Below are 25,359 nucleotides of genomic sequence, written 5' to 3' on the forward strand. Positions count from 1 at the left end.
ATTTTGTGGTTGAAATCACTTTAACACAGGAGAGAAGGATGACCTATTCTTTTTACACAATTATATGGACTTAATCCGAGAAGCCGTCTCAACGCCCGAACAGTGGCTTATGAAGTGCAAAAAGTCGTCGAGAAGCTGTCTCGATATCCGAATGGCAGCTTATGAAACGTGAAAAGTCATCGAGGAGCGGTCTCAACACCCGAACGGCACTCAACGCAGCGCCAAATGTCGTTGATAAAGCATCTAATCCCCTAGATCAGAAGCGATAATCCCCCGAATCAGAAACGAGAGTGAAGTTTCGGTGGAATAGCTAGCGCCTAATCACCCGAAACGCAATCACGAATTTGATTTCAGTCGAAATACGGCGGTTGTTAGGTAGTGTTTAGCCTAGCAAGCATAAGTTAAAACAGTTATGCACCATTGAACATATATTAATAAAGAGTATGATAGTCTTTAGGTGGTGATTTGGTGGTTAGGTCTTATATATTTGTGTTGATTGCGGTTACCATCTTTTCCAGCAACTTGGTAGTCGGTAAAGCAGTTAGCCATATGTCACCTGTAACTGTAGTGTTCTTTCGTTTATTCATTGCTTTCCTCATTACTTTGCCTATTGGTTATAAACAGGTGAAATATCATATGGACATATGGAAGGAAAATTGGAAATACTTATTTGCGTTTGCTGTGACTGGCATTTCATTTTTTAACTTCTTTGTTTACTTATCCTTAAACTATACATCATCGACAAACGCTGGAATTGTTGAAGCAACGACACCAGTTTTTTCTATTTTTCTAGGTTATTTCATATTAAAGGAACGGTTGACGAGACGACAATTAATCGGAGCTGGAATTTCCTTTATTGGAGCAATCTGGGTCATTGCGAATGGTTCGTTGGAAGTTTTATTAGCGCTCGATTTCAATATTGGTGACATCTTCATGATTGTTGCTGTTCTAATTTGGGCGATTTATGGAATGTATGTCAAGCAACATAATCACAAGTTTCCTGTGTATGGCGGTGTAGTGATCATGCTGGGAATGGGCTTTTTGATTATCTTGCCGTTTGCTATTGCGAATTGGATCATCAATGGGTTTCATGTTGAAATCACGGATTATAAGGGCATAGCCGGATTGTTATACCTAGGGATTTTTCCGTCAGTAATTGGGCTTATTTTTTGGAATAAATCCGTCTCGAATTTAGGTCCTTCGTTAGCGAGCATTTTTTTGAACTTGTTACCTGTCTTTACAACAATCATGGCTGTCATATTTTTAAATGAAAAACTTGTTCCAGCTCAAATTTTCGGTGGAATCCTTGTGGTCGGTGGCGTCCTACTCGTTAATTTGAATTTGAAGAACATCAAGCGATTTTCAAAAAAAGATAAGAAAGCAATTGAAACGACGAATTAACCGGACCCCGTTACCTGATTGAAAAGGTAGCGGGATTTTTGTTACAAAACAAATACGACGAAAGTACACCACATGGACGATAAAAATAGCTTATTCAATCCACGCCAAAAAGCACACCACCCACAGGATGATATGCAAATGTGACGTATGTGATTGATAAGTTAATTATTTTGTCGCTTTTTGAAGTTTATGAATGATACTCAGTGATTTCCCGGTACCAACAGCAACGCATTCAATCGGGTTCTCGGCAATGTGCACAGGAACATCGATTTCGTTGGATAACCAGTCTTGCATGCCTTTCAAGAGTGCACCGCCACCGGTTAGCATAATCCCATGATCGACAATGTCACCACTTAATTCTGGTGGACAGTTTTCAAGGGTGTCACGGATGGCCTCCAAAATGGCTTCCAATGACTCACGGAGTGCCTGCTGAATTTCATGTGAGTTGAGTTCAATCGTTTTTGGTAAACCTGTCACCAAGTCTCGCCCACGTACTTCCATAGTGAGCGGATCGTGGTCGACTAAAGCATAACCGATTTCCATTTTGACGTTTTCCGCTGTTCGCTCACCAATGAGGACATTATATTTTTTGCGAACATGCTGAATGATCGCGCTATCCATATGGTCCCCGCCTGTGCGAATTGATTTCGCTGAAACAACGCCACCAAAGGAAATAATCGCTACTTCGCTTGTTCCACCACCAATGTCAACGACCATATTGGAAACAGGCTCTTCAACAGGTAGTCCAGCTCCGATAGCTGCAGCGACTGGTTCTTCAATAATGTGTACTTGTTTAGCGCCATATTCACGAATAGCATTGTCGATGGCACGACGTTCAACAGAAGTAGAACCGGTCGGTGCACAAACAATTACATTTGGTTTTCTTAAAGAAACACCGAGTTTTTTACTTACTTTTTTAAGCATTGTACTAAGCATTTGTGACGTAATTTCATAATCAGCAATGACTCCGTCTTTTAATGGACGAATGGATTGAATATTATGAGGTGTTTTTCCGATCATTTCTTTTGCTTCATTACCTACTGCCAATACTTTTCCAGTATGTGTATCTATTGCGACAACTGAAGGTTCATTGAAAACAATTCCTTTATTCTTTGTATATATCAACAGGTTAGCAGTACCTAAGTCAATTCCAATTGCAGTATTTGAAAACATTGTGTTGCCTCCATCTCTCTTGTGTGGTAATTTTTCTCGAAGTTTACGTAATTATTCATTGTTTCGCTTCATTTTTTATTGTTCGTTATGTGACGAATTGTGTCAACTGATATCCTCTTGGTTGAAGAGGAAATGATTTCTATATAACTATTTCCTATACCTCGTCAGTTTAACATTTTTTGAATGAAATTTTGTTAAAAATAGATAACAAATGAATTACATCATTATCGATCATGTAATAATTCTTAACTATCATAAAAAAAGAAACCTGCTCATCGAAAGAGCAGGTTTCTGAAACTGCACTTATTCAAATGTCGCTAATGTATTCGTTAAAACCAATCGATCGTCATCAACAGGTGACTCATCGACATCGCTAATCCATACGGTACTCATTCCAAGCTGTAAGGCTGGTGCAATTTCGTTCATAAAGTTATCACCGACAGAAACAACTTTCTCAGCATCTACATTATATTTTTCGATGACATAATTAAAGTGTTTCTTTGTATTGACAGGCTTCAATGCGGATGGAATCACTTCGACAAAAAATTGCTCTAACTCTAAAAAGCTTAGTAATCTTTTCGCATCTTCTAAATCACTATTCGTACAAACGACTAACGTCTTGCGTTTCGAAAGCTCTTGCAAATAATCCTTCAAACCAGGTGTCTGATTCAAAAATCCTTCGAGTTCTGCCATTTGTACTTTTGTCTGGTTATACGACTCTTGGATTTCCTTCACATGGACGCCAAAGTGACGTGCCACTGCATAAGGTGGCCACCAGCCGTCACCAATCGGTACCCATTTGTTAAAGTCAAAGTCACTCGCTTGCATAAAAGAAGGAGCATTCTCTATTTCTACGACTTCATTGTCCCAGTTTCTAGCTTCTGTCAATGTTTCTTGAAAAGGGTCCCACGACCAAATTAAATCTCTTTCGCCGTCATAAATTTTACCGATTTGAAGAGGTGATTCGCCATTTTCATATTCATTGTATTTCTCTTGAAATGCTTCTCGTAAATCTTCACGTACTCGGGATTTTAAGTTTTCTGTATGTAATTTAAAATGCCCTTTACCTTCATACAATGTTCCGTCCAAATCAAAAATAACCACATCTGCTTGCTCGATGATATTTCGATACATGCAAAATCCCTCACTTTGTATATTCTAGAAATTATTTTACCATAGGAATGATAAGCTTGGTAATAAAACCGTATGTTAGTCAAAAGAGCTTTTTTTCATAGGTGTTTTTCTATACAATGATAAGTGAATCGTTCTATAAACAACAACATCATACAACAAAGAGGGATGGATGACGGTGCGCACATTAAAAACATTGATCGTAAGCATTTATCGAGTGCTTCGGTCTGTTCCAATATTGAATAAAATAAAAAAGATGGACAGAAAAAACTATAGCCGTGAGGAATACAATGCAATCGTGCACAAACTTCCTAAAAAAATCGGTAGAAGTATTTTTAAGTCTACAGGTAGCAAAATTGTCGTTAACGGAGAAGAGAAAATCCATGACTCACAAGTATTGTTTGTCTCAAACCACCAAGGCAATTTTGATATTTTTGCACTTCTCGGTTACTTGAAAAAGCCATTTGGATTTATTTCAAAAATTGAAGTAAAAAAGATCCCGATTGCTCGAACGTGGATGGAGAAAATGGACTGTCTTTTTTTGGACCGAAAAGATCGTCGACAATCATTAAAGACATTTAAGCAAGGGATTGAGTTGCTGAAAGACGGTCATAGCTTATTGATTTTCCCAGAAGGCACGCGGGCGAGAAGGGATGAATTGCTTGAATTTAAAAGCGGTAGTTTATCTTTGGCCAGAAAGGCAAATGTCCCTGTTCAACCGGTGATGATTAATGGCACTTACAATATTATGGAAGCCAACAATAATCGAATTCGAAAAGGGAAAGTGTACTTAACAGTTTGTGATCCAATACTGCCAGAAGAATATGAACATATGAGCCTTGACGAGCTAGCTGATGAAACGAAAAAAAGGATTCAAGAGGCTATGGATCAGACGAAAAAATAAGTTAGTATTCAAAAGATAGCGGAAAGCAAGAAATTAATGAATCAAAAGGAGAGGTGTGCGTATGTGTGGTCGCTTTACGTTAACTGCTTCACCAGAACAAATAATGGAAGCTTTTGATTTAGATGAATTACTGGATTGGAACCCGAGTTATAACATCGCCCCGACACAGGACGTACTGACGATTGTTAACGATGGGCAGAAAAATCGTGGCGGAATGATGCGTTGGGGTTTGGTTCCTTTGTGGGCGAAAGATTTATCCATTGGCAATAAGATGATTAACGCACGCTTGGAAACCGCCGATGAAAAACCAAGCTTTAAACGATTAATGGAACGAAGACGCTGTTTGATTGTTGCGGATAGTTTTTACGAATGGATGAAAGAAGACGGAAAGAAGAAGCCGCAACGAATCTTTCGCGATGACCAACAGCTCTTTACGTTCGCTGGCTTATGGGATCGCTATCGTGAAGAGGAAGACGAATATATTACGTGTACGATTTTAACGAAAGAATCGAATGCATTTATGCAGCCGATTCATCATCGTATGCCAGTCATATTGCCTAAATCCCATGAACAAGAATGGATTACGTATGAACAAAAGGATGCGACTGAAATGCGTGACTGGTTAATGTCATTGGATGATGTTGCGTTTGATCGCTATGAAGTCGATTCTTACGTCAACTCACCTAAAAATAACGATGAGAGCTGTATTGCACCGCTCACAACATAAGAAGAGCCGGTCTTGGTAAATCCAAGATCGGCCCTTTTCAGTTTAAATTAATTTAACTGGCTTTCCTTCGTTCTTCTTTGGCAACAGAAGAGAATCGTTTTGTTTCTGCAACGACAATGCCAGAAAGACCGAGTAACCCGATTAAGTTCGGGAAGGCCATTAGTCCGTTCATGACGTCTGCAAAAACCCAAACCGTTTTTAGCTGAGCGACTGCACCGACAAAAATCAACCCGATGAAGACGACTCGGTAAATGAATAAACCACGTTCATTCGTTAGGTAGTTAAAACATTTCTCTCCGTAATAAGACCAGCCTAGTAAAGTGGAAAAAGCGAAGAATACTAGACCGAAAGCAACAATGTAGCTACCGAAGTCTCCTAAGAAGTGTCCGAACGCAGCAGATGTTAGATCCGCTCCATCATATCCACCTGCGAAAAATTCGGAGCCCGCCATAACGATTGTAATACCAGTAACAGAACAAACGATAATCGTATCAATCAGCACTTGCGTCATGGAAACTAACGCCTGTCTAGCAGGGTAGTCCGTTTTAGCAGCAGCTGCTGCAATCGGGGCAGAACCTAAACCAGCTTCGTTCGAGAAGACCCCACGAGCAACCCCGTAACGGATAACGGCACCAATTGCACCACCAGCAACTGCATTACCAGTAAATGCATCTGTGAAAATTAATCCAAGCGCGGCAGGTACTAAATCGAAATTTACAAATAAAATAATGAGCCCACCTATGAGATAAAGCGCTGCCATAATCGGTACAAAAAATGCAGTTACTTTTCCGATACTTTTGATACCGCCAATAATAACAAGCCCGGCTAATACTGCCAAAACAATACCAGTGACAGCCCCGTGAACATTGAAGTTACTTGCAAGAACATCAGAAACCGAGTTCGATTGCACCATGTTTCCGATACCGAACGCCGCAATCGCTCCGAATAAAGCGAAGAGTACACCGAGCCATTTAGCGTTCAATCCTTTTTCTAAGTAATACATCGGCCCACCAGACATCGTTCCATCTTTACTTTGGACACGATACTTTACAGCCAGCAATGCCTCAGCATATTTCGTCGCCATACCGACTAATGCCGTGATCCACATCCAAAAGACAGCACCCGGTCCCCCAAGTACGACAGCTGTGGCAACCCCGGCAATGTTACCGGTACCAATTGTAGCAGCCATCGCAGTCGTCAATGCTTGGTAATGTGAGATATCACCATCTGACTTTTTGTCTTGCCCTTTTTTAGAAAAAGATAATTTAAGTGCATAACCCATACTGTGAAACTGTAAAAAACCAAGACGAATCGTCAAATAGAGACCTGTACCAACGAGAAGCACAAGAAGGGGAATTCCCCAAACAATATCACTTGCCTTACTGAGAATATCATTTAACTGTCCCATCATCGCATTCCTCCTTTTTTAGATAATTGGCTATCAACTAAATTTTCAGAAAAATTAAAGCAAATGTCAAGCTTTTTTTGAGGATTTATGGATGAACTCAAAAAAACCTTGTTTACTAGCACTATTCGAGGGAAATAGATATTATGAATATAATGTTATTATTTTATATTATAATTAAGCGGGTGATGGAATGGTGAAAGTATTATTTGTCTGTCTCGGGAATATTTGTCGTTCACCGATGGCAGAAGCAATTTTTCAAGATTTAGTGAGTGAAAAGAGGTTGGATGATCAAATAGTCATCGACTCTGCCGGAACAGGTGACTATCATGTTGGTAAATCACCGCATGAAGGTACAATTCAAAAGCTGACGGATGCAGGCATCAATTCAAGTGGTCTCGTTGCTCGTCAAATTAGCGAAGAAGATTATCTCCATTTTGATTACATTATTCCAATGGATGATGATAACTTGGACAACATACGTAAACAAATCGATGAAGATTCAACTATCGTCGTTAAAAAACTATTGGATTTTGTGCCAGATTCTAAAGTGAAAAACGTACCAGATCCGTATTTTACAGGAGATTTTGACGAAACATATGAATTAGTTTTTGAAGCTTGTCAACATTTATTGAACGATGTAAAAGTAAAACTTGAACCATTACAGGAGGAATACTAATGGAAAAATGGAAAAAAGGTATGTTAGTTGGAGCAGCGCTTGGTTTATTTGTTTCATTAATCGATCGCCAAGAAAGAGAGAAAGTCAAAAACTATTCCAAAAATATGGGAAATGAGATACGTCAAGTATACTCCCAGCCGTCGACGGCCATTTCACAATTACGAACAAAATTAAATGATGTTACAAGAGGCACGGACCGTGTCATCCAGCAATTGAATCAGTTGGAATCATTCTTTAATAAGTATGATAACCGTAAATAAACATGCATATAGTGAACGATAAGTATGAGTATTTGCTCAATGACTTATCGTTACTTTTTTTCATCAAATAAAACGAAATATATTGCAGGTGACGAGAATGATTTTTGAGAAAAAATTTTGGAAAGAACTATTTACGGAGTTTAGTAATGATGACGTAACGGGACTTGCTGCTCAATTATCTTATTTCTTCTTGTTATCGTTATTTCCATTACTGATCTTCTTATTATCACTAGTTTCATTTCTTCCGGTTACTCAAGAAGACATATTTCGCATGCTTCAAGAGTATCTACCACCAAATACGCAAGGTTTGATTCAAGATAACGTGCAACAAGTGATTGATGGCGGTGGCGGCGGCTTATTATCGTTTAGTATTATCGGTACGATTTGGTCTGCTTCCGTCGGTGTCAATGCGTTATTGCGGTCGTTTAATCGAGCCTATGAAATTGAAGAAACCCGCTCGTTTATTGTGGCTAGGACGCTGTCTATCGGGCTCACGCTATTAGTTTTATTCTTGATTGCTGTTGCCCTAATGGTGCCAGTGTTCGGTCGATTGCTCGGTGAATACGTCTTCGGCATGATCGGGCTTTCTGAGCAATTCGTTCAAATTTGGTTTGTCATTCGCTGGATATTGACAGCGCTCATATTAATCGTCGTACTAACGATTTTATTTTTCATCGGACCGAACAAAAAATTAAAACTTGTACACACATTACCGGGGGCGATGGTTGCGACAATCGGATGGATGGTCACATCGTGGGGGTTTTCTTTCTACGTTTCCAATTTCGGTAACTATTCAGCGACGTACGGCAGTCTTGGAGGGATCATCGTGCTCATGGTATGGTTATTCTTATCAGGCATGATGATTATAATCGGGGGCGAGGTCAATGCAATTCTTGATCGCAACAATCGCCGCTTACTTTCAAGAAAAAAACAGATAGTAGAATAGCGAGCAGGCAAATTGCCTTAAGCCAAATGAAACCCGAACTAAGATTGCGGATCTTAGTTCGGGTTTATTTATGTGCAAATTGGTTTGCCAGACCAGGGAATCTCCATTCGGGGGTAGCACATAGAGATTGTATTCTACCCTCGAATAAGAGCGTCCAAAAGGATGGTAGCGCGCCCAAATAGCTCCCTACCGTCGAATAGAAGCGTCCAAAAGGATGGTAGCGCGCTAAAACAGCTCCCTACCGTCGAATAGAAGCGTCCAAAAGAAGGATAGCGCGCCCAAACAGCTCCCTACCGTCGAATAGAAGTGCTCAAAACGAGGATAGCGCGCCCAAACAGCTCCCTACCGTCGAATAGAAGCGCCCAAAAGGATGGTAGCGCGCTAAAACAGCTCCCTACCGTCGAATAGAAGCACTCAAATCACGGGTAGCCCACAAAAATGGGAATCTATCCTCAATAAGCACTAAGCGTTGTTCGGCTTTTTCTTCGGACCAAAGAAATACATCATGATACTTACAGCTGCCATGAACAATGCAAGCATGAGGAAGAAGGATTGATTAGCGAAATAATCAAGATAAAAGCCGCCAAAAATCGGGCCGGTGATGCTGCCAATACTAAACGCAACACCACATAATATATTGCCAGCAGGCAAAAGCATACTTGGCAACAGGTCTGTCATATAAGCAATCCCTAGGGAAAATAATGAACCTAGTAAAAGCCCTGCCAGAATAAACGTAGCGAATAATCCGATGAGGTATTGGTCGAACCATGTACCCGCAAAGAAAATAGCTGTCCCACTAGACAAAACAATTGTTAACATTTTCTTTCTGCCAATTCGATCACTGAATGCGCCGAGTGGAATTTGTGAAATGATGCCAGCCCCAGCAAAGCAAGGAACAATCACCGAGATTAATGCAACATCATAACCGATCCGCATCGCGTAAATCGGGAAAATGCTGTGTAAGACAGTTTCCAAAAATCCGTAAGCAAATGGTCCGAGTAATGCAATCCAAGCAATTTTCGTTGCATTCGTAAAACGTGCAATTGTATTGGAAGAGGAGATATCCATCTCTGTCTCATCAACTGGGTAATCGTTTTTAATCCAGAACATAAATATCCATACAAACAAACATAGAACAGAACTAACGATAAAAGGAAGATTTTGATGAATGGCTACTAACTGAGTAAATAACGGCCCAATGGTGAATCCTAAACCAAACATCAATCCGTAAATCGCAATATACGTTCCACGTTTATGCTCCGGTGTTGTGGTAGTAATCCATGTTTGCGTACCGAAATGAAGAATATTATCCCCAATACCGATAAGCAATCGCAAAACAAACCAAAACCACATCGATTCCCATAATGTAAATGAAAATAATGCAATAAAGACAACCGCACCACCGAGTAAAATGACTGGTTTATAGCCATATTTACGTAGTGGCGGCTCTAAAAATGGTGAAACAATTAAAATTCCTATGTATAAAGCTGTCGCATGAAATCCGTTTAACGAGGAAGATACTCCATTTTGTTCAAAAATGATAGAAATTAGTGGCAATAATAATCCTTGTGAAAAACCAGAAATACCGACAAGACCTACGAGAACGGCAAATCTTCTTGCTGAATAGGACATAGACAATCCTCCATTGCTTATAAGCAGAATGAATGACGAACTTTCTCTCTATGTTAAAATAGAACCAGTTGAAAATCACGAAAAAAGAAGGATAGGTGAGTTACGAATGAAATTCACGGTAACAGATGAAAAAATTACTAGTGAGCTTCCTGCAGGTGAACTAACGATTTCTGGAGATGAAAATGAAGGTTTCCGCCCATTTCAGTTAATGGTTTCGTCATTGGCTGGATGCAGCAGTTTAGTATATAAACGTATTTTAGCCAAACAAAAGGTCGAGTGGGATGAAATGACAGTAGAGGCGGATGTCACTCGTAGTGAAGACGAAGTGAACCGCATCGAAAAAGTGACACTGTTATTTAAAGTAAAAGGCAAAGATTTGAACCCAAAAAAATTACAAAAAAGTTTAGAGATTGCATCGAAAAACTGTTCAATGGTTCAATCCGTCGTACCAACAATTGAAGTAGAAGAGAAAGTAGAAATTGTAGACGCGTAAAAATGTAAAGCGCTCAATAGACTCATCTTAGCTAAAGCTAGGATGAGTTTTTTTGTTGATGACCAAACCGAAAGACAATGCCTTTGATCGTAAACACATATTTAAAAATAAAATGAATAAATTTTAAAAAAAGGGTTGTATTCATTTTGAAAATCCTTTACTCTAGTAAACAGATAAAGAGGTAAATCGTTAAAGGGGAGAAATCAAATGGCATTTGTCGTTATCGCATCAGTACTAATTATGGTTATTTTAAGCTTATTGAGAGTGAACGTACTTTTAGCAATCGTCATATCAGCACTTTCAGCAGGCTTGATGTCCGGTATGTCGCTCGCGGACACAGTTAAATTATTTGTTGAAAACATGGGTGGCAGTGCAAACACAGCACTCAGCTACGTGTTGCTCGGTGGATTTGCAGTAGCGATTAGTTTGACAGGCATTACAAGAGGACTCGTTCAATTTTTACGGAAAGCAGTCAAGGGAAAACGCGGAGTGATGTTAATCGCAATTGCTCTTATCGCATCATTATCTCAAAACGCAGTCCCAGTGCACATCGCGTTCGTTCCGATTTTAATTCCGCCATTAATTGCTTTGTTCGATAAAATGCAGTTGGATCGACGTGCGGTAGCGACTTCATTGGTCTTCGGATTAAAAGCGCCATACGTTATGTTACCAGTTGGTTTCGGACTAATATTCCAAGGAATCATTCGGGATAACATGGTTGAAAATGGAATCGAATTTACGTTAAATGAAGTGACACAAGCCATGTTAATTCCAGGATTAGGAATGGTTGTCGGTCTGTTGATCGCTCTATTTATTACGTATCGGAAAAAACGGGATTACAGCCAAATTGAAGCAAGTGAAGCTGCTTCAAGCATGGCAGATGAAAGTGATGAACCATTCAGTTTCGAATCAAAACACTTCATGACATTGATTGCTATCGTTGCAGCATTAGTCGTTCAAATCATAACCGGTGAAATGGTGCTTGGTGCTTTAACAGGTTTACTTCTTATGTTTATTTTGGTAGCTGTACCGTTTAAGCAAGGCGAAGAGGTGATGTCAAAAGGGATTGGCATGATGGGAATGATCGCGTTCATTATGCTAGCCGCATCAGGATTCGGTGAAGTTTTGAAACAAACAGGTTCCGTTGAAGCGTTAGTAGATGCATCATCAGGAATGTTAGAAGGCAATAAAGCGGTCATCGCAATGATTTTACTCTTAGTCGGTCTATTGATTACGATGGGGATCGGTACGTCTTTTGGTACGATACCAATTATTGCTGCGTTGTACGTTCCAATTGCTTTAGCTGCAGGGTTTTCGCCAATGGCCATCGCTGTTCTGATCGGTACAGCTGGAGCATTAGGTGACGCAGGTTCACCAGCTTCTGATAGTACACTCGGTGCGACTGCTGGATTGAATGTAGACGGAAAACACAACCACATTTGGGATACATGTGTACCTACATTCATTCACTTCAACATTCCACTACTCATTTTCGGATGGGCAGCATCAATACTTTTATAAAATTAGTGAAGGTTGGTTGTTTCTTTGTAAAAAGGGACGCCAACCTTTTTTGAATGGTTTTTCTTCTTTCTGCGAAACCTATAAGCAGAGAAGGAGGAAAATCTTCATGAAAAAAATACTATCTGTTTTTTTAATCATTGCTTTTGTCATTGCTCAAAGTTTGCCCATCTTAGCGCTATCTAATGAATCACATGGATTCGGCTATAAAAAAAGTGAGGGAGAAACACCACCTGATTTAGGATTTTACGCACCACTAATTGAAAAATATAACGGATATTATATGGGGAACCCAAATGAGAAGAAAATTTATTTAACATTTGATAATGGGTATGAAGAAGGCTATACAGGTATGATTTTAGATGTTTTAAAAGAAAAACAAGTGCCGGCAACATTCTTTCTGACCGGTCACTATGTCGATGATGAACCAGAGCTAACGAAACGCATGGTAAATGAGGGTCATATTATCGGTAACCATTCCGACAAACACTTAGATTACACTGCAGCAAGTGATGAAAAAGTTAAAAAAGATCTTAAAACACTTGATGAAAAGATTACAACCGTAACATCACAAGATCATGTGAAATTTTTCAGACCAGCAAAGGGCGTCTTCAGCGAACGAACATTGGACCTTACGAATAAACTAGGCTATGTCAATGTGTTTTGGACAGTCGCTTTAGTCGATTGGAATACAGGTGAGAAAAAAGGGTGGGAACAGGCTTATCGCGGAGTAATCGATCAAATTCATCCAGGCGCAGTCGTGTTGTTACATGCTGTTTCCGAAGATAATGCCGAAGCACTCAGTCATTTAATTGATGATTTACGGAAAAGAGGCTATGAATTTGCGTCACTCGATGAATTATTGTGGGATGAACTGTTGCCGTTTTAATAAGATGAGTGGGTTTATCGACAGTTAGCGAGCGCTTATCAACAGTCAGGGGAGCTTTATCGACAGTTATCGGGCGTTTATCAACAGTCAGGGGAGCTTTATCGACAGTTATCGGGCGCTTATCAACAGTCAGGGGAGCTTTATCGACAGTTATCGGGCGCTTATCAACAGTCAGCCCAGCTCTATCGACAGTTAGCCAGTGCTTATCAACAGTTAGCGAGTGTTTATCAACAGTCAGCCCAGCTCTATCGACAGTTAGCCAGCACCTATCAACAGTCAGCCAGCATGTATCAACAATCAACGTAGCTTTATCAACAGTTCGCACACATTCATGAACAGTAAATGTGGAGTAAATTGTGTCTCCTCACTTTTTTCAAAGTTCCTGCCTCTCCTGGTGAAGTATATCAATCTTTTGTCAGCCAGCTGTTAACCATGTAAACTAAAGGTTAGTTTGAAAAGGGAGAGAAAATGAATGTGGAAAGAATATTATCATGCCCCGGGAATGTATGATTTTGATTACGCCTTGAAGCGGTTATCATTAGACCCGTTAATTCATGTAAATAAAAAAGAACGATACGTCGATGTACCTTTAAAATTAACTGCAGATGATCAATGCGTTGTTCGGGTGAAAGCAGAGGGAACAATTGAAAAACCTGTTTTTTCTGTCATGTCTGATCATGACGAACAACAAGATGTCATTTTTGAGCACATCCGAAATATATTTCAGTGGGATAAAGACCTACAAGAAATTCATGATTATTTCCAAGGAACTGATTTATCACTGCTATTCTTCACATACCCAGGCACGCCGATTGTGCGTGACTTTGATTTATATGGTTCACTAATGAAAACATTAATTCATCAACAACTTAATTTGCGGTTTTCATATGAATTGACTTCACGGTTTGTGAAAGCGTACGGAAAAGAAGTCGACGGAGCTTGGTTCTATCCGACACCAGAAGAAGTTGCGAAATTGGACTATGAAGATTTGAAACAACTTCAATTCAGTCAGCGGAAAGCTGAGTATGTCATCGACACATCACGAATGATTGCAAACGGCGAGCTTAATTTGAGAGAAGTTAGCCGGTTAACGAATGAAGAAGTGTTCAAAAAATTAGGAGCTATTCGAGGCATTGGTCCTTGGACCGTGCAAAGCTGGCTACTATTCGGATTAGGCCGCGACGATTTACTGCCTGGAGCGGATATTGGAATACAGAACGCTTTGAAGCGACTTTGGAAAATGGAAACAAAGCCACTGAAGGATTATATTGAAGAAAAAGCTGAAGATTGGGCGCCGTATCGAAGCTATGCGGCAATTACACTTTGGAGAAGTATAGAGTAAAGAAAAAAGCGGGTGAATACCCCGCTTTTTTTTAGCTGGTTAGGCGATGACTATTAATACTCTCCATCCACTAAATCCGCCCCTGTATCACCATCACCACTGCCACCCGTTTCTGGTAGTGGATAATCGGCACAGACATTAGCGAAGGACGGATTATTCAGTTGGTCAACTTTATAATCTCCAGAAGGATTCACAATTGTTTTGCCACTGCCATGAATCGTTAAGTCACCTACTACATGAAGGTGGTTAGAGATGTTTTTAAAATATTCATCGGGGTTTTGATTAACGTAAATCGTTATGTCACCACCAACTTGTAGTACCCCATGTTTGTGATGATTAAAGAATAATCCTTTTTTAAATAACGCATCTCCGCCAATTGAGACAGTGACTTTATCAAAATAAGCAGGTTCATCAGAAATAAGATGTTGCCTGACACCAAACTGGCCACCATAATTGAATCCTTGTTTGAAACGGGCACTTCCACAAGCGTTGAACATTCCGTGTTTATTGGACTTTAAAACTAATTGCGAATTGAAATACGCGTGATCACGAATCAATACTTCTGTATGTTTGCTTGGATTAATATACATTCCATTAAAGACACCAGAACCAAGAATTGTTAATTTAGCATTTGCACTAACACTAATTTTTCCATCCGAATAAAAGTCACCTGTTGTCAGTTCATTGTTTTTTATTTCTGTTTCGCCTTCACCAATATAAACCGTTTCGCCTTCCTCAGCATCACAGTCGTTCAAACCACTTGTACAATTATGATCCGGATTTTCCGGCGGTGGTGGAAATTCGTCACTAACCGAATCCCAATCATCAACATCATCGAGTGATCCACCGCTTGTCGCAAATCGTAAACGATAAGTTACATATATGTCTTTCTCAGTTTCATCATCTACGCCGGTCACTTTGAGGAACACATTTGCACCGTCATCGGTCATTTCATAGCTTGATTTTTTCCGATCATCTTTAGATATCATAAATTTGCGTTCAGGGAAATCTTCATCAACAGTAAAATCCTTTGCTTCCTCATTCAGCATGTTAAATAAATCATGGAAGTAAAACGTCTCATTAGAGGATTCAAAATCTTCATCATCAACATATTCAGCGAGCTTCAATTGCGTAAAGTCCGTACCGAGCTCAGCCAAATGAACCGCTCGGTAGTCTTCCGCGACGATTTGATTTTGCTTTCCCTGCGACAATATCGAATTCATAATCACAGTGGAAAAAAACATGATGAGCGATATGACAATAAGCACCATCAATAAAGCAGCGCCATTGTTGTTGGATACAATTTTTGTGAAGTGACGGCTCTTTTTCAAATTGATCATCCTTTATTCATCCCTTGAATCTGAGTTAGGTGAGATCCGGTATAGTTGTGTATCGATTGAAAACGTTTTGAAACGCTGATCGTTTAATGGAACAACTGTTACTTGAAGAGGAACGGATTGTTGCGTTGATAAATTAATTTGAATTGATTCACCTTGTTGTAAGGCTGTATGATTAAGTGAAACATCTATTCGGTAAGGTGTTGTACTAATCGTGAAAGAATCTTCGCCATTCCTTGTAACCAAATAGGAAGAATCATCATTCCGTGTCAGTGTGTAAAAATCAGCTGTCCGGTGTACGGAAATTAAATGATTAATAAATAAATTGGCCTCCTGTTGGGCGATCGAACGCGTTTCTGTTTGACGATAGTTTTCAATCGCTTGTGTGGCAATTGAAAAAATTAGTGTGCTCACTAGAAAAAACAAAACCAATCCAGCAAGCAGCTCAACTAACGTGATTCCTTTTTGATTTTTCATGAAGACACCTCGAATAAATAATAAGTCCGCATAATTTCTTCATTGTCTTTATCCAAAATTTTAATGATACCCCGTAGAATATCTTCGTCATCTGATTCTCGAAGTTCAATTTTTAACGAAAATTCAGGGTGTTTGATAAATTGACCATTGTTTTGAACAGAGGAAATCTCCAAGAAATCACTCGTATTAAATCGTTCATATGTACCGGCTGATAACTCATCCGCATCAAGATTACGCAGATCTTCTAGCACAATATTGCTTAGATTGGTTGCGGTTAATTTGTCTTCATTAATATTTTGCAGGTTTGCCGATTGCGGAAACAAGGTAAAAAGACCCAGTAAAACGATAGATAATATCGTGATTGCTCCGAGTATCTCAACAAGTGTGAAACCTCTACTATTCAAAGAAAAATATTTTTTCATAGGCAAATAACCTCGATTTAATCATAGTACTTTAGTATAATGTAATTATAAAGTGTAATATAATATAAAACTACTAGATATAGCTCTAAAAGTCACATAAAAGATGACAATTTAAGGGGAATGACAAGTGGTCAAGAAAACGAAGCTTCGACTCGGGGAATTACTCGTTCAAGCTGGGTTGATTTCCGAAGAACAATTGAATGAAGCGCTTGAAAAGAAAGACTCCAGTCAAAAACTCGGAGACTATTTGACTGAGCAAAACTTAATCACAGATGTTCAAGTTGCTGAATTGTTGGAAGAGCAGCTGGGTTATCCGCATATTCGTTTACACAATTATCCTTTCGATCAGACATTATTGAAGTTGATTCCAAAAGAGTATGTCCAGGAAAAAAATATTGTTCCATTGAAGCGTGAAAAAAACAAACTCTTTCTGGCGATTTCCGATCCATTGGATTATTTTACACTCAACGATGTCCGGTTAATGACTGGATTTGAAGTCGAGCCTGTGATTGTCGTCAAAGATGAAATACGACAAGCGATTTTAACACTTTATGAACAAGAGGATTTCACCGAAGAACTGGAAGAGCAATTTCGAGAAGAAGCGGTTCATGATTTAACGATGGAAGAAGCCAGTTCGCCAATCGTAAAAATTTTGAACCAGCTTTTCCAGCAAGCCGTTGTCCAAAAGGCGAGTGATATTCATATTGATCCCCAAGAAATGAAAGTGCTCATCCGGCTTCGTATTGATGGAGCGTTAAGGACAGAGCAAACATTTTCTAAAGGTGTACAAGCGTCGATGATCACTCGGGTGAAAATTTTGGCTGGGCTTGATATCACTGAACAAAAGATCCCACAAGACGGACGGATCAAAATGAAGATTGAAGGAAGAAAGGTCGACTTTCGTGTCAGTACTTTACCAACCATTTTTGGTGAAAAAGTCGTTATTCGGGTGCTTGATACCGCAGCTACTTCAAACAATTTGGAAGAACTCGGCTTCTCTGAAAAAAATTACGAGAAGTTCATCAAGATGATTGAAGAACCTTTTGGCATTGTGCTATTGACTGGACCAACCGGCTCTGGAAAAACATCAACCATGTATGCCGCACTAACTCGGTTAAACGATGAATCGATCAACATCATCACTGTCGAGGACCCGGTAGAGTATCAATTGGATGGCATTAATCAAATTCAAGTCAATCCGAAAGTTGATCTAACGTTTGCGAATGGTTTGCGGGCGATCCTCCGACAAGATCCGGATATTATCATGCTCGGTGAAATTCGTGACCAAGAAACGGCAAACATGGCAGTTCGAGCGTCAATTACAGGACACTTAGTCCTTAGTACGCTTCATACAAATGATTCGATTGGAGCGATCGACCGATTGAAAAACATCGGTGTCGAGCAATTTTTGATTGGATCTTCCATAAATGGTGTCGTTGCACAGCGTTTAGTACGAACCGTTTGCCGGGAATGCGTTCGAGTCGTTGAGCCAACTGTTCGCGAAAAAGCCATTTTTAACCGATACAACATAGAAATCGATTCAATTAAACGAGGTGCCGGCTGCCCATCATGTAACCAGACAGGCTATCGAGGAAGAACAGCGATCCATGAAGTGTTATACATTGATGACGAGATCCGTGAAGCGATTTTAAATGAAAAAACATCCGTTGAAATTGAACAATTAGCGAGAGAGAAAGGGTTTACCTATTTGTTCGAGGATGGCTTGCATAAAGTAAAACAAGGACTTACGACGACCGAGGAAGTCTTCCGAGTCGCTCAAGAATAATTGGGGGAATCGATCATGGCATCGTTCCGGTACACCGTATTTGATATCGAAGGAAACGTTGAAAAGGGGAAGCTTGAAGCCTACAACAAACAACAAGCACAAAAAATGTTGAAGGATCAAGGCTATAAAATTGAAGCCCTTCATGAAATGAAAGAAACGATCTGGAATAAAGATATTCATTTCGGAAAAATCGTCAAACCACGTGAATTCGTTGTTTTTCTAAGGCAATTCCAAGCGTTATTGAAAGCGGGATTGACCATTGTAGAAGGCATTCATTTATTGAGAGAACAAACGAAAAATAAATATTTTCACAAAGCGCTGTATTATATCGAAATCGATTTGCGCCAAGGAAAGTCATTGACGCAAGCGATGGCAAACCACCCGAAGATTTTCTCGGAATTTTTCCGCAATATGATCCGTAGTGGGGAAGAGAGTGGCTCGCTCGAACCGACACTCAGTGCATTGGCCGATTACTATCACAAACACCACCAGACGAGTCAAAAAATGAAATCTACCTTTGCCTATCCAGCCACCGTACTCATCGTCGCCATTGCCGTCGTTGTCTTCCTGTTAATCTATGTCGTTCCACAATTTGTCGCGATGTTCAATTCCTACGAAGCCGAGTTACCGGGTGTGACACAATTTGTACTTGGAGCGAGTGATTTTGTCGGCAACTTTTGGTGGTTGCTTTTACTAGTAACAGTTGGTATTATTTCCTTGGTCTATTACTTATTTCAACAAGAACAAACAGGAATGAAGATGGAAAAGTTCTTATTAAAGCTGCCAGTGATTGGAAGTATATTGGTGAAATCAAATCTAGCAGCCATTGCCCGCTCAATGAGTTCTTTACTCGGAAATTCTGTACCAATCATCCAAGCAATGGAGTTGACCGAAAACACGACGAGCAACCGTATTTTCAAACAAGCCCTTGTACGAACGAGACATTCATTGATCCAAGGCGGTTCTTTTGCCGAACCACTTAAACAACATTGGGCATTCCCATATATGTTCACCGAAATGATTGCCGTCGGTGAGCGAACCGGTTCATTGCCGGAAATGTTAAAGCAAGTCGCAAGCTTTTATGAAGAAGATTTGGAAACAGCCAACGAGCAACTGAAATCATTATTGGAACCATTATTGATTATCACATTATCCGTGGTCGTTGGAACGATTATATTATCGATTATCATGCCGATGTTTGAGCTGTTTAATCAAATTAATTAACTAAGTTTTCATCACATCGATAACTACCGCGCTATAACCTTATCGATGTTTGAATATAATTAAATTATTTAAGGGAGAGGATTTCATGCAAGCTATTTTAAGAAAGCGCGTCAGCAATTCAAAAGGGGTCACACTTCTTGAATTACTAGCCGTACTCGTTATTTTGGGGATTATCGCGTTGATCGCTGTGCCGGCGATTGCAGGGGTGATTGATGATTCGAGAGCTAATAGTGTTAAGGCTTCAGCGATTAATATGATTAACGCTGCAGAATTGTATGCAACAACAAATACCGTAGATATTTCAGAGGTCGAATATGGTGATATAAAAGACAAATATGTAAAAGACAGAAGTGGGTTTACATGGTCTTCACAAGATTCAGACAAACCATTTGTTGACACAGGAACGGGGATAGCAATTTCTGGTATTGGTGAAATTGAAAATGTTAGTGTGAACTTTACTGAAGCAACGATAAATGATATTAACGATAACTCAGACAATGTAACAGTAACTATTAAATAAGAACACAAAATAATAAGTGACATGAGTGAAAGTAAATACATTGATTAGCGTAGCCAAAATACGTAGACTCCTGCAGGAACAGCACGAGCTGAAAATCACCTAAAACGAACGAAAGTGAGTTTTTGGAAGTTGAAGCCGTGCCTGCGGAAAGCGGAGTGTTTTGACGAAGCGGTAGAGTGAGACCCGTACAAGCATTAAACTTTCTTAATCCTTGTACGGGTGTTATACAATGTTAAAAACTTATGCCCCTTCCCAGTCTTTTTTATTAACCTAGTCAGGAATGATGGCTTTTGATCATAGGCATTTATCTTTACATAGCAGTCCTAGGGTTAATCTTGGGATCTTTTTATAATGTGGTCGGTTTGCGCATACCAAATCGGGAGTCAATCGTACGCCCGCCATCGCATTGTCCGAATTGTCAGCACCGATTAACACCACTTGAACTCATCCCGGTTTTTTCGTATATCGCACTTGGTGGAAAGTGCCGAAACTGTCGGTCGAAAATTTCACCGATTTACCCATTTTTTGAAGCGTTGACAGCGGCATTATTTGTATTTGTCTTTTATCATGTAGGATTTGATTGGAATCTATTAATCGCTTGGAGTTTAATCAGTTTATTAATCATCATTTCAATCTCTGACATACATACACAATTAATTCCCGATCGAGTGCTCATTTTTTTCTTTTTGTTAATTGGTGTATCACGCATACTCATTCCAACCGATCCTTGGTATGATGCCTACCTTGGTGCAGTGGTAGGGTTCTTATTATTACTTATTCTTGCAGTCATCAGTCGTGGTGGCATGGGTGGCGGCGACATTAAGTTATATGCGGTCCTTGGTCTCGCGCTCGGTTATCAAAATACGATTCTATCTTTACTATTGGCCGCATTTCTCGGTACGATCGTTGGCTTGATATTAATGCTACTTGGGAAGATCAAGCGAGGAATACCTTTTGCGTTTGGTCCGTTTATTGCACTCGGTGCCTTATTGGCCTATTTTTATGGCGATTCGATGATTGAGTGGTATGTTACAACATTCTTCTACTAAAAGGTGAAAACATGAAAAACAATCTATTCATCAACTTGGAAATTAAAGACTATGTGATTCGATTCGTTGAATGGAATGCAGAAACAAGAACCATCGTGAAATTCGGCGAGCATTATATTTCGCGTGGAATTATTTCGAATGGAATGATTGAAGACCGAGATGAGTTTTTAAAAATTATTCGCATGCTGGCCAAAAAATGGCGCTTGAAACGTAAACAGATCAGAATGACGATGCCTGATGCAGCGGTTATTATTCGAAAACAGTCTATTCCTTCGACGGTTGCTGAGGATGAAATTCAGCAATACGTAACCTTTGCGTTAGGCGAGTCGATTCATTTGCCGTTTGACCAACCGGTGATTGAAATTCTTTCTTTAGGGACAAACAATGAAGAAGACACCACGGATGAAAAGGAAATTGTCATGATTTCAACAGATGAAGAACTTGTCCATGACTATTCTACTTGTTTTCAAGAGGTAGGTTTAAAGCTTGTTTCGATCGATATTTCACCGTTGAATTATTATCGTCTTTTCGAGGAACAGCAACTTCTTGAATCGTCGGATGAGTTATTGTTAATCCAATACCATGTAGAAAATGTCGTTTTCGCTGCAATAGAAGATGGGAATCCAATTTTTATCCAACAGTTTTCGTTATTCGATGATACGACGGATCCACAAAGTTATGGACCAACATTGCATAAAGAGGATTTTAGCCGCCAAGAGGTAATGGAACAATTCAGTGAAATCAACACGGAGATTGAACGAATTCAACGTTTCTTTCAATATTCCATGAACGATGGGAATAAGCAATTTACGAAATTGGCATTGGTTGGTGACACACCGTTTTTAGACGAGATTCGCAGTCAATTAGAAGAGCTCTATGAGATCCCGGTGATTGAATTGGATGTAGACCATTTTTCCGGACCAAAGGGTTTGAAGGTCGAACAGCGTTTTCATCAGGCACTAGGGCTAGCAATGAGAGCAGGGATATAGATGGCAGCCGAAATTAATCTATTACGTAAAAAAGAACCGAAAAATCAAGGATCTTTTCTCGTTGGTGCGTTATTGACGATAACGACTGTATTAGCGGTTGCCATCTGTTTTTTACTCGCCTGGCAACAAGGAAGTGAAATAAGCTCAGTCGAAAACCGTATTCAGCAACAGGAGCAACTTAACCATGCTTTGATGGAACAAGTTGAAGGACCGGTGAATGATAGCGAACTTCAGCAACGGAAAAACTATATCGATCAAGTTTTGCCGTTACATCCGAAGGTTAGCTCATCCATTCAGGAAATTTCCAATCAATTGCCAAGTTCAGGAGCGATTGAACAGTTTACGTACATTGAGAACTCTATTGAAGTCTCAGTAAACGTACGTACGAGCCATCAAGCGACACAATACTTGAATCAATTGAGAGCGGTTCAAGGCGTGAATGATGTGTTACTACACTCCATTTTGGCAATCCCAGAAGAAGATCATTACTCCGCGATTTATACGATGCAAATTGAAGCAGGTGAATCGTCATGAAAATAAAGCTTCAGCCAAGTCAAATCAAAATCATTCTCATTTGGATGGCCCTACTCATTGTAGGTGGGACGGCATTTTACTTTTTTTATTATAGTAGTCAAGCGGACGAATTAAACCGTGCGAATGAAAAACTGAAGATTGAAGAACAGCGAGAAGAAGCGCTTAAGCAAGCAAAGAATAAGCAAGAAGATATGGAAGCAATTACGATTGATGATTTACTCGTTCAATTGCCAGAGGGATTGAATGAAAAAGGATTTGTACAAACGGTCGAACGCGCAGCAAACGGGGAGCGTCTTTCAATTGAAGAGTACCTTTTTGAAGAACCAGCAGCCGTATCCGAAGATCAAGAAATCATCCAGCAGACCGTGACATTGAATGGACAAGCCAATTCGATACGTGCCATTGAACGATTCATTCAACAATTGGAATCCGAAGAACGAATCATTCAAGTAAGCCGATTGACTTATCAAGAGCAGGACGCTGAAGAAATTAGCTTCCAGGCTGGCGTCATCATCTATGGAACAGGTGAACTCGTGAATGGGGAAGAGGGACAAGAAGAAAGCTGAGCAGTCGATTATGGTAATCGATTTCTCAGCTTTTTTTGTGCTTCTAAACTTTGGTGAAGATATGATCTCACGTAGACGCCAATAACGACGAGTGGAGTTATCCTGAACCTTGTTGAACTTCAGTGTTTATATAGTAAGCTTCAGCATTAAATTCGATTTCTTCAGTGTTAATAGAGCAAGCTTCAGTGTTAAATCGGTTTTCTTCAGTGTTAATGGATCAAGCTTCAGTGTTAAATTCGGTTTCTTCAGTGTTAATTTCAAAAAGCCGTTCTTTTAATCAATTGCTCGATTTCGTAAAGATACGATGGCGAATAGTATACAGGCCAAACTAAGCAATAATGCAACGATTGCACTGAACCAGATTTCGATATCCAAATCGCCTGTGTGCAAGTAGATGGAAATATATTCCGTTATTTTAGCCGGGCTCCACCCAAGTACGTGGCCAAAAATGTTCGTCATGACTGTCAAAATGATGACTGTAATGATCGATAAGAAAGCAATCAATCCGGGTGATTTGAACCAAGTATTATAAAGAATGACGATAGCGATGACCAAGGTTAACCAGCATGCATAAAACAAAGCAGCAATGAACATTTGGCTAAGCGCTAATTCTCCGAAAAGAAGATTCGTATAATACCAGCTTGCGAGTAGACCGAGTAAAAGCGAAACCATCATAAGTAACCAGTAGGAGAAGAACTTTCCTGTGACATAATTCGTATACTTTACTGGCTTGGCGAGGATCAGTTCATATACGCCGCTTTTGATTTCACCGGAAATGGTCCCCATCGAAATGACGGTCAGTATTAAAATTCCTATCATATTTAGCTGGGAAAAACTCATCAACATCGCTTCGGACGGACTTGGCATTGGTATGTCGATGACGGTGCCATCCGGTAGTCCACCGGCAGATTCGATGATGATTGGCATATAATAAGTAGAAATAAGATCCATAATAGAGATAAGGATAAACACAATCGGCACCCAGAGCCACTTGAAATTTCGCCAGTTTTCGGTGAGTTCTTTTTTCAGAATGACGGTCCATTGCATTATTTATTCACCGCCTTCATAAAGATATCTTCCAATGTCCCTGAAGTAATCTCAAACAATGAAAGTTCCCAACCCTCTTCTTGAACACGACTGAAAATCGTATCTCGAGCAGCATTTAAATCATGTACTGAAACATCAAAAGTCCCGTTTTGCTCAGTCACTTGGTACACGGAATCAATTTCTTTTAATTTTTCATGAATGAACTTAGGTTCTTTTTCAAAGGCAAGACGGATTGTAACTGTCTGTTGCATGCCACGAATCTCTGAAATCGGTCCTTGTTCGATTAATTTTCCATCATTCATAAGAAGAATCTCTTCGCTCACTTCTTCAGCATCATTTAAAATATGAGTGGAAAATAAAACAGTTGCATCTTTTTTCAATTCACGGATTAGATTCAAAACTTCTCTTCGGCCAATCGGGTCAAGGGACGAAACCGGTTCATCAAGCATGATTAGTTTTGGTTGATGGATCAATGCTTGAGCAATCCCGAGTCGCTGCTTCATTCCCCCAGAATATTTTCCGATTCGTTTTTTGCCAGCATCTGTTAAGTGTACTAGCTGCAAAAGTTTCTCTGACCTGTCAGAGACTTCATGTTTAGTCAAACCAGCAAGTTGACCAGCATAGTGTAAAAATTCCTCACCGGAAATCCACGGATAAAAGCTTGGATGTTGTGGTAAATAACCGACATATTTACGGAAATCCTTTGAAAGCGTATCTTCATTAAATGAAATTGTACCACTGGTCGGTTGAATGAACCCGGCTAACATACGCAATGTCGTTGTTTTTCCAGCACCGTTCGGTCCAAGCAATGCGACACACTTACCCGGATGAAGATCAAAACTAACATGGTCCACGACATTGTGCTTCGAATACGTTTTCGTTAAATCTTTCACTGAGACTAATTCCAT

Annotated in this window: 27 protein-coding genes; 18 read left to right on the plus strand and 9 right to left on the minus strand. The window is 39.8% G+C overall.

Annotated features, from left to right (window positions below; genetic code table 11):
• Positions 1-489: 489 nt before the first annotated feature.
• Positions 490-1,401 carry a DMT family transporter gene (locus KC820_RS09765; protein ID WP_336511041.1) on the plus strand — a complete coding sequence of 304 codons (912 nt, stop codon included), beginning with the start codon at positions 490-492 and terminating at the stop codon, positions 1,399-1,401.
• Between the two features lie 165 nt (positions 1,402-1,566).
• On the opposite strand, the gene mreBH is transcribed toward KC820_RS09765, so the two are convergent.
• Together mreBH and KC820_RS09775 are read right to left on the minus strand one after the other, a co-directional pair.
• Entirely contained in the window at positions 1,567-2,574 is a 1,008-nt protein-coding gene (mreBH, locus tag KC820_RS09770; protein ID WP_144162115.1) for a rod-share determining protein MreBH, read from the minus strand.
• Positions 2,575-2,877: 303 nt separating this feature from the next.
• Positions 2,878-3,708 (minus strand): HAD family hydrolase, encoded by an 831-nt coding sequence (locus tag KC820_RS09775; protein ID WP_212370579.1) that lies wholly within the window; start codon positions 3,706-3,708, stop codon positions 2,878-2,880.
• A gap of 175 nt (positions 3,709-3,883) precedes the next feature.
• Between KC820_RS09775 and KC820_RS09780 the strand changes: the two genes are divergently transcribed.
• Together KC820_RS09780 and KC820_RS09785 are read left to right on the plus strand one after the other, a co-directional pair.
• Positions 3,884-4,609, plus strand: a complete 726-nt coding sequence (locus KC820_RS09780) for a lysophospholipid acyltransferase family protein (RefSeq protein WP_336511040.1) — start codon at positions 3,884-3,886, stop codon at positions 4,607-4,609.
• A gap of 61 nt (positions 4,610-4,670) precedes the next feature.
• Positions 4,671-5,336, plus strand: coding sequence for an SOS response-associated peptidase (locus KC820_RS09785; protein ID WP_212370581.1), 666 nt, complete (start codon positions 4,671-4,673; stop codon positions 5,334-5,336).
• A 52-nt stretch (positions 5,337-5,388) separates the two neighbouring features.
• Here the strand turns inward: KC820_RS09785 and KC820_RS09790 are convergent, their stop codons facing one another.
• Positions 5,389-6,747, minus strand: coding sequence for an alanine/glycine:cation symporter family protein (locus tag KC820_RS09790; RefSeq protein WP_377862705.1), 1,359 nt, complete (start codon positions 6,745-6,747; stop codon positions 5,389-5,391).
• Between the two features lie 187 nt (positions 6,748-6,934).
• On the opposite strand from KC820_RS09790, the gene KC820_RS09795 reads away from it, so the two are divergent.
• The 3 genes from KC820_RS09795 (at position 6,935) to KC820_RS09805 (ending at position 8,626) form a co-directional block, all read left to right on the plus strand.
• Positions 6,935-7,420 (plus strand): low molecular weight protein-tyrosine-phosphatase, encoded by a 486-nt coding sequence (locus KC820_RS09795; protein ID WP_212370583.1) that lies wholly within the window; start codon positions 6,935-6,937, stop codon positions 7,418-7,420.
• The gene (locus tag KC820_RS09800; protein ID WP_212370585.1) at positions 7,420-7,680 is read left to right on the plus strand and encodes a hypothetical protein; all 261 of its coding nucleotides are present in this window, start codon (positions 7,420-7,422) and stop codon (positions 7,678-7,680) included. The genes KC820_RS09795 and KC820_RS09800 overlap by 1 nt, the downstream gene beginning before the upstream one ends.
• Positions 7,681-7,777: 97 nt before the next feature.
• Complete coding sequence (locus tag KC820_RS09805; protein ID WP_212370672.1) at positions 7,778-8,626, plus strand: YihY/virulence factor BrkB family protein; 849 nt, start codon at positions 7,778-7,780, stop codon at positions 8,624-8,626.
• Between the two features lie 462 nt (positions 8,627-9,088).
• On the opposite strand, the gene KC820_RS09810 is transcribed toward KC820_RS09805, so the two are convergent.
• Positions 9,089-10,258 (minus strand): MFS transporter, encoded by a 1,170-nt coding sequence (locus tag KC820_RS09810; protein WP_212370587.1) that lies wholly within the window; start codon positions 10,256-10,258, stop codon positions 9,089-9,091.
• Positions 10,259-10,364: 106 nt separating this feature from the next.
• Between KC820_RS09810 and KC820_RS09815 the strand changes: the two genes are divergently transcribed.
• From KC820_RS09815 to KC820_RS09835, 5 genes are all read left to right on the plus strand, one after another.
• On the plus strand, positions 10,365-10,751 hold the full coding sequence (locus KC820_RS09815) for an OsmC family protein (protein WP_212370589.1): 387 nt from the start codon (positions 10,365-10,367) through the stop codon (positions 10,749-10,751).
• A gap of 207 nt (positions 10,752-10,958) precedes the next feature.
• Positions 10,959-12,272, plus strand: a complete 1,314-nt coding sequence (locus tag KC820_RS09820; RefSeq protein ID WP_212370599.1) for a Na+/H+ antiporter family protein — start codon at positions 10,959-10,961, stop codon at positions 12,270-12,272.
• A gap of 106 nt (positions 12,273-12,378) precedes the next feature.
• Entirely contained in the window at positions 12,379-13,158 is a 780-nt protein-coding gene (gene pdaA, locus KC820_RS09825; protein WP_212370601.1) for a delta-lactam-biosynthetic de-N-acetylase, read from the plus strand.
• Positions 13,159-13,166: 8 nt separating this feature from the next.
• A complete protein-coding gene (locus KC820_RS09830; RefSeq protein WP_212370603.1) occupies positions 13,167-13,493 on the plus strand; it encodes a hypothetical protein in 327 nt (108 codons plus the stop codon).
• 137 nt (positions 13,494-13,630) lie between these two features.
• Complete coding sequence (locus KC820_RS09835; RefSeq protein ID WP_212370605.1) at positions 13,631-14,500, plus strand: DNA-3-methyladenine glycosylase family protein; 870 nt, start codon at positions 13,631-13,633, stop codon at positions 14,498-14,500.
• Between the two features lie 53 nt (positions 14,501-14,553).
• On the opposite strand, the gene KC820_RS09840 is transcribed toward KC820_RS09835, so the two are convergent.
• Genes KC820_RS09840 through KC820_RS09850 form a run of 3 tightly spaced genes read right to left on the minus strand, consistent with a single transcriptional unit; the run spans position 14,554 to position 16,718 of the window.
• The gene (locus tag KC820_RS09840) at positions 14,554-15,840 is read right to left on the minus strand and encodes a hypothetical protein (RefSeq protein WP_212370607.1); all 1,287 of its coding nucleotides are present in this window, start codon (positions 15,838-15,840) and stop codon (positions 14,554-14,556) included.
• 3 nt (positions 15,841-15,843) lie between these two features.
• The gene (locus tag KC820_RS09845) at positions 15,844-16,314 is read right to left on the minus strand and encodes a PilW family protein (RefSeq protein ID WP_212370610.1); all 471 of its coding nucleotides are present in this window, start codon (positions 16,312-16,314) and stop codon (positions 15,844-15,846) included.
• On the minus strand, positions 16,311-16,718 hold the full coding sequence (locus KC820_RS09850) for a type IV pilus modification PilV family protein (RefSeq protein ID WP_212370612.1): 408 nt from the start codon (positions 16,716-16,718) through the stop codon (positions 16,311-16,313). The genes KC820_RS09845 and KC820_RS09850 overlap by 4 nt, the downstream gene beginning before the upstream one ends.
• A 145-nt stretch (positions 16,719-16,863) precedes the next feature.
• On the opposite strand from KC820_RS09850, the gene KC820_RS09855 reads away from it, so the two are divergent.
• The 7 genes from KC820_RS09855 to KC820_RS09885 all read left to right on the plus strand — a co-directional run bounded on the left by KC820_RS09855 (position 16,864) and on the right by KC820_RS09885 (position 23,404).
• Complete coding sequence (locus KC820_RS09855; RefSeq protein WP_212370621.1) at positions 16,864-18,522, plus strand: GspE/PulE family protein; 1,659 nt, start codon at positions 16,864-16,866, stop codon at positions 18,520-18,522.
• Positions 18,523-18,537: 15 nt separating this feature from the next.
• Positions 18,538-19,746 carry a type II secretion system F family protein gene (locus KC820_RS09860; protein WP_144162169.1) on the plus strand — a complete coding sequence of 403 codons (1,209 nt, stop codon included), beginning with the start codon at positions 18,538-18,540 and terminating at the stop codon, positions 19,744-19,746.
• An 85-nt stretch (positions 19,747-19,831) separates the two neighbouring features.
• Complete coding sequence (locus KC820_RS09865; protein WP_212370623.1) at positions 19,832-20,266, plus strand: prepilin-type N-terminal cleavage/methylation domain-containing protein; 435 nt, start codon at positions 19,832-19,834, stop codon at positions 20,264-20,266.
• Positions 20,267-20,556: 290 nt separating this feature from the next.
• Positions 20,557-21,315, plus strand: coding sequence for a prepilin peptidase (locus tag KC820_RS09870; protein ID WP_212370624.1), 759 nt, complete (start codon positions 20,557-20,559; stop codon positions 21,313-21,315).
• A gap of 11 nt (positions 21,316-21,326) precedes the next feature.
• Positions 21,327-22,304 (plus strand): type IV pilus biogenesis protein PilM, encoded by a 978-nt coding sequence (gene pilM / locus KC820_RS09875; protein WP_212370625.1) that lies wholly within the window; start codon positions 21,327-21,329, stop codon positions 22,302-22,304.
• Positions 22,305-22,838, plus strand: coding sequence for a PilN domain-containing protein (locus KC820_RS09880; protein ID WP_212370626.1), 534 nt, complete (start codon positions 22,305-22,307; stop codon positions 22,836-22,838). It abuts the gene before it with no gap.
• Positions 22,835-23,404, plus strand: a complete 570-nt coding sequence (locus KC820_RS09885; protein ID WP_212370627.1) for a type 4a pilus biogenesis protein PilO — start codon at positions 22,835-22,837, stop codon at positions 23,402-23,404. The genes KC820_RS09880 and KC820_RS09885 overlap by 4 nt, the downstream gene beginning before the upstream one ends.
• Positions 23,405-23,677: 273 nt before the next feature.
• Here the strand turns inward: KC820_RS09885 and KC820_RS09890 are convergent, their stop codons facing one another.
• A complete protein-coding gene (locus KC820_RS09890; protein ID WP_212370628.1) occupies positions 23,678-24,451 on the minus strand; it encodes an ABC transporter permease in 774 nt (257 codons plus the stop codon).
• Complete coding sequence (locus KC820_RS09895; protein ID WP_212370629.1) at positions 24,451-25,359, minus strand: ABC transporter ATP-binding protein; 909 nt, start codon at positions 25,357-25,359, stop codon at positions 24,451-24,453. The genes KC820_RS09890 and KC820_RS09895 overlap by 1 nt, the downstream gene beginning before the upstream one ends.

The organism is Allobacillus saliphilus, assembly GCF_018138385.1.
GTDB lineage: Bacteria > Bacillota > Bacilli > Bacillales > Alkalibacillaceae > Allobacillus > Allobacillus saliphilus.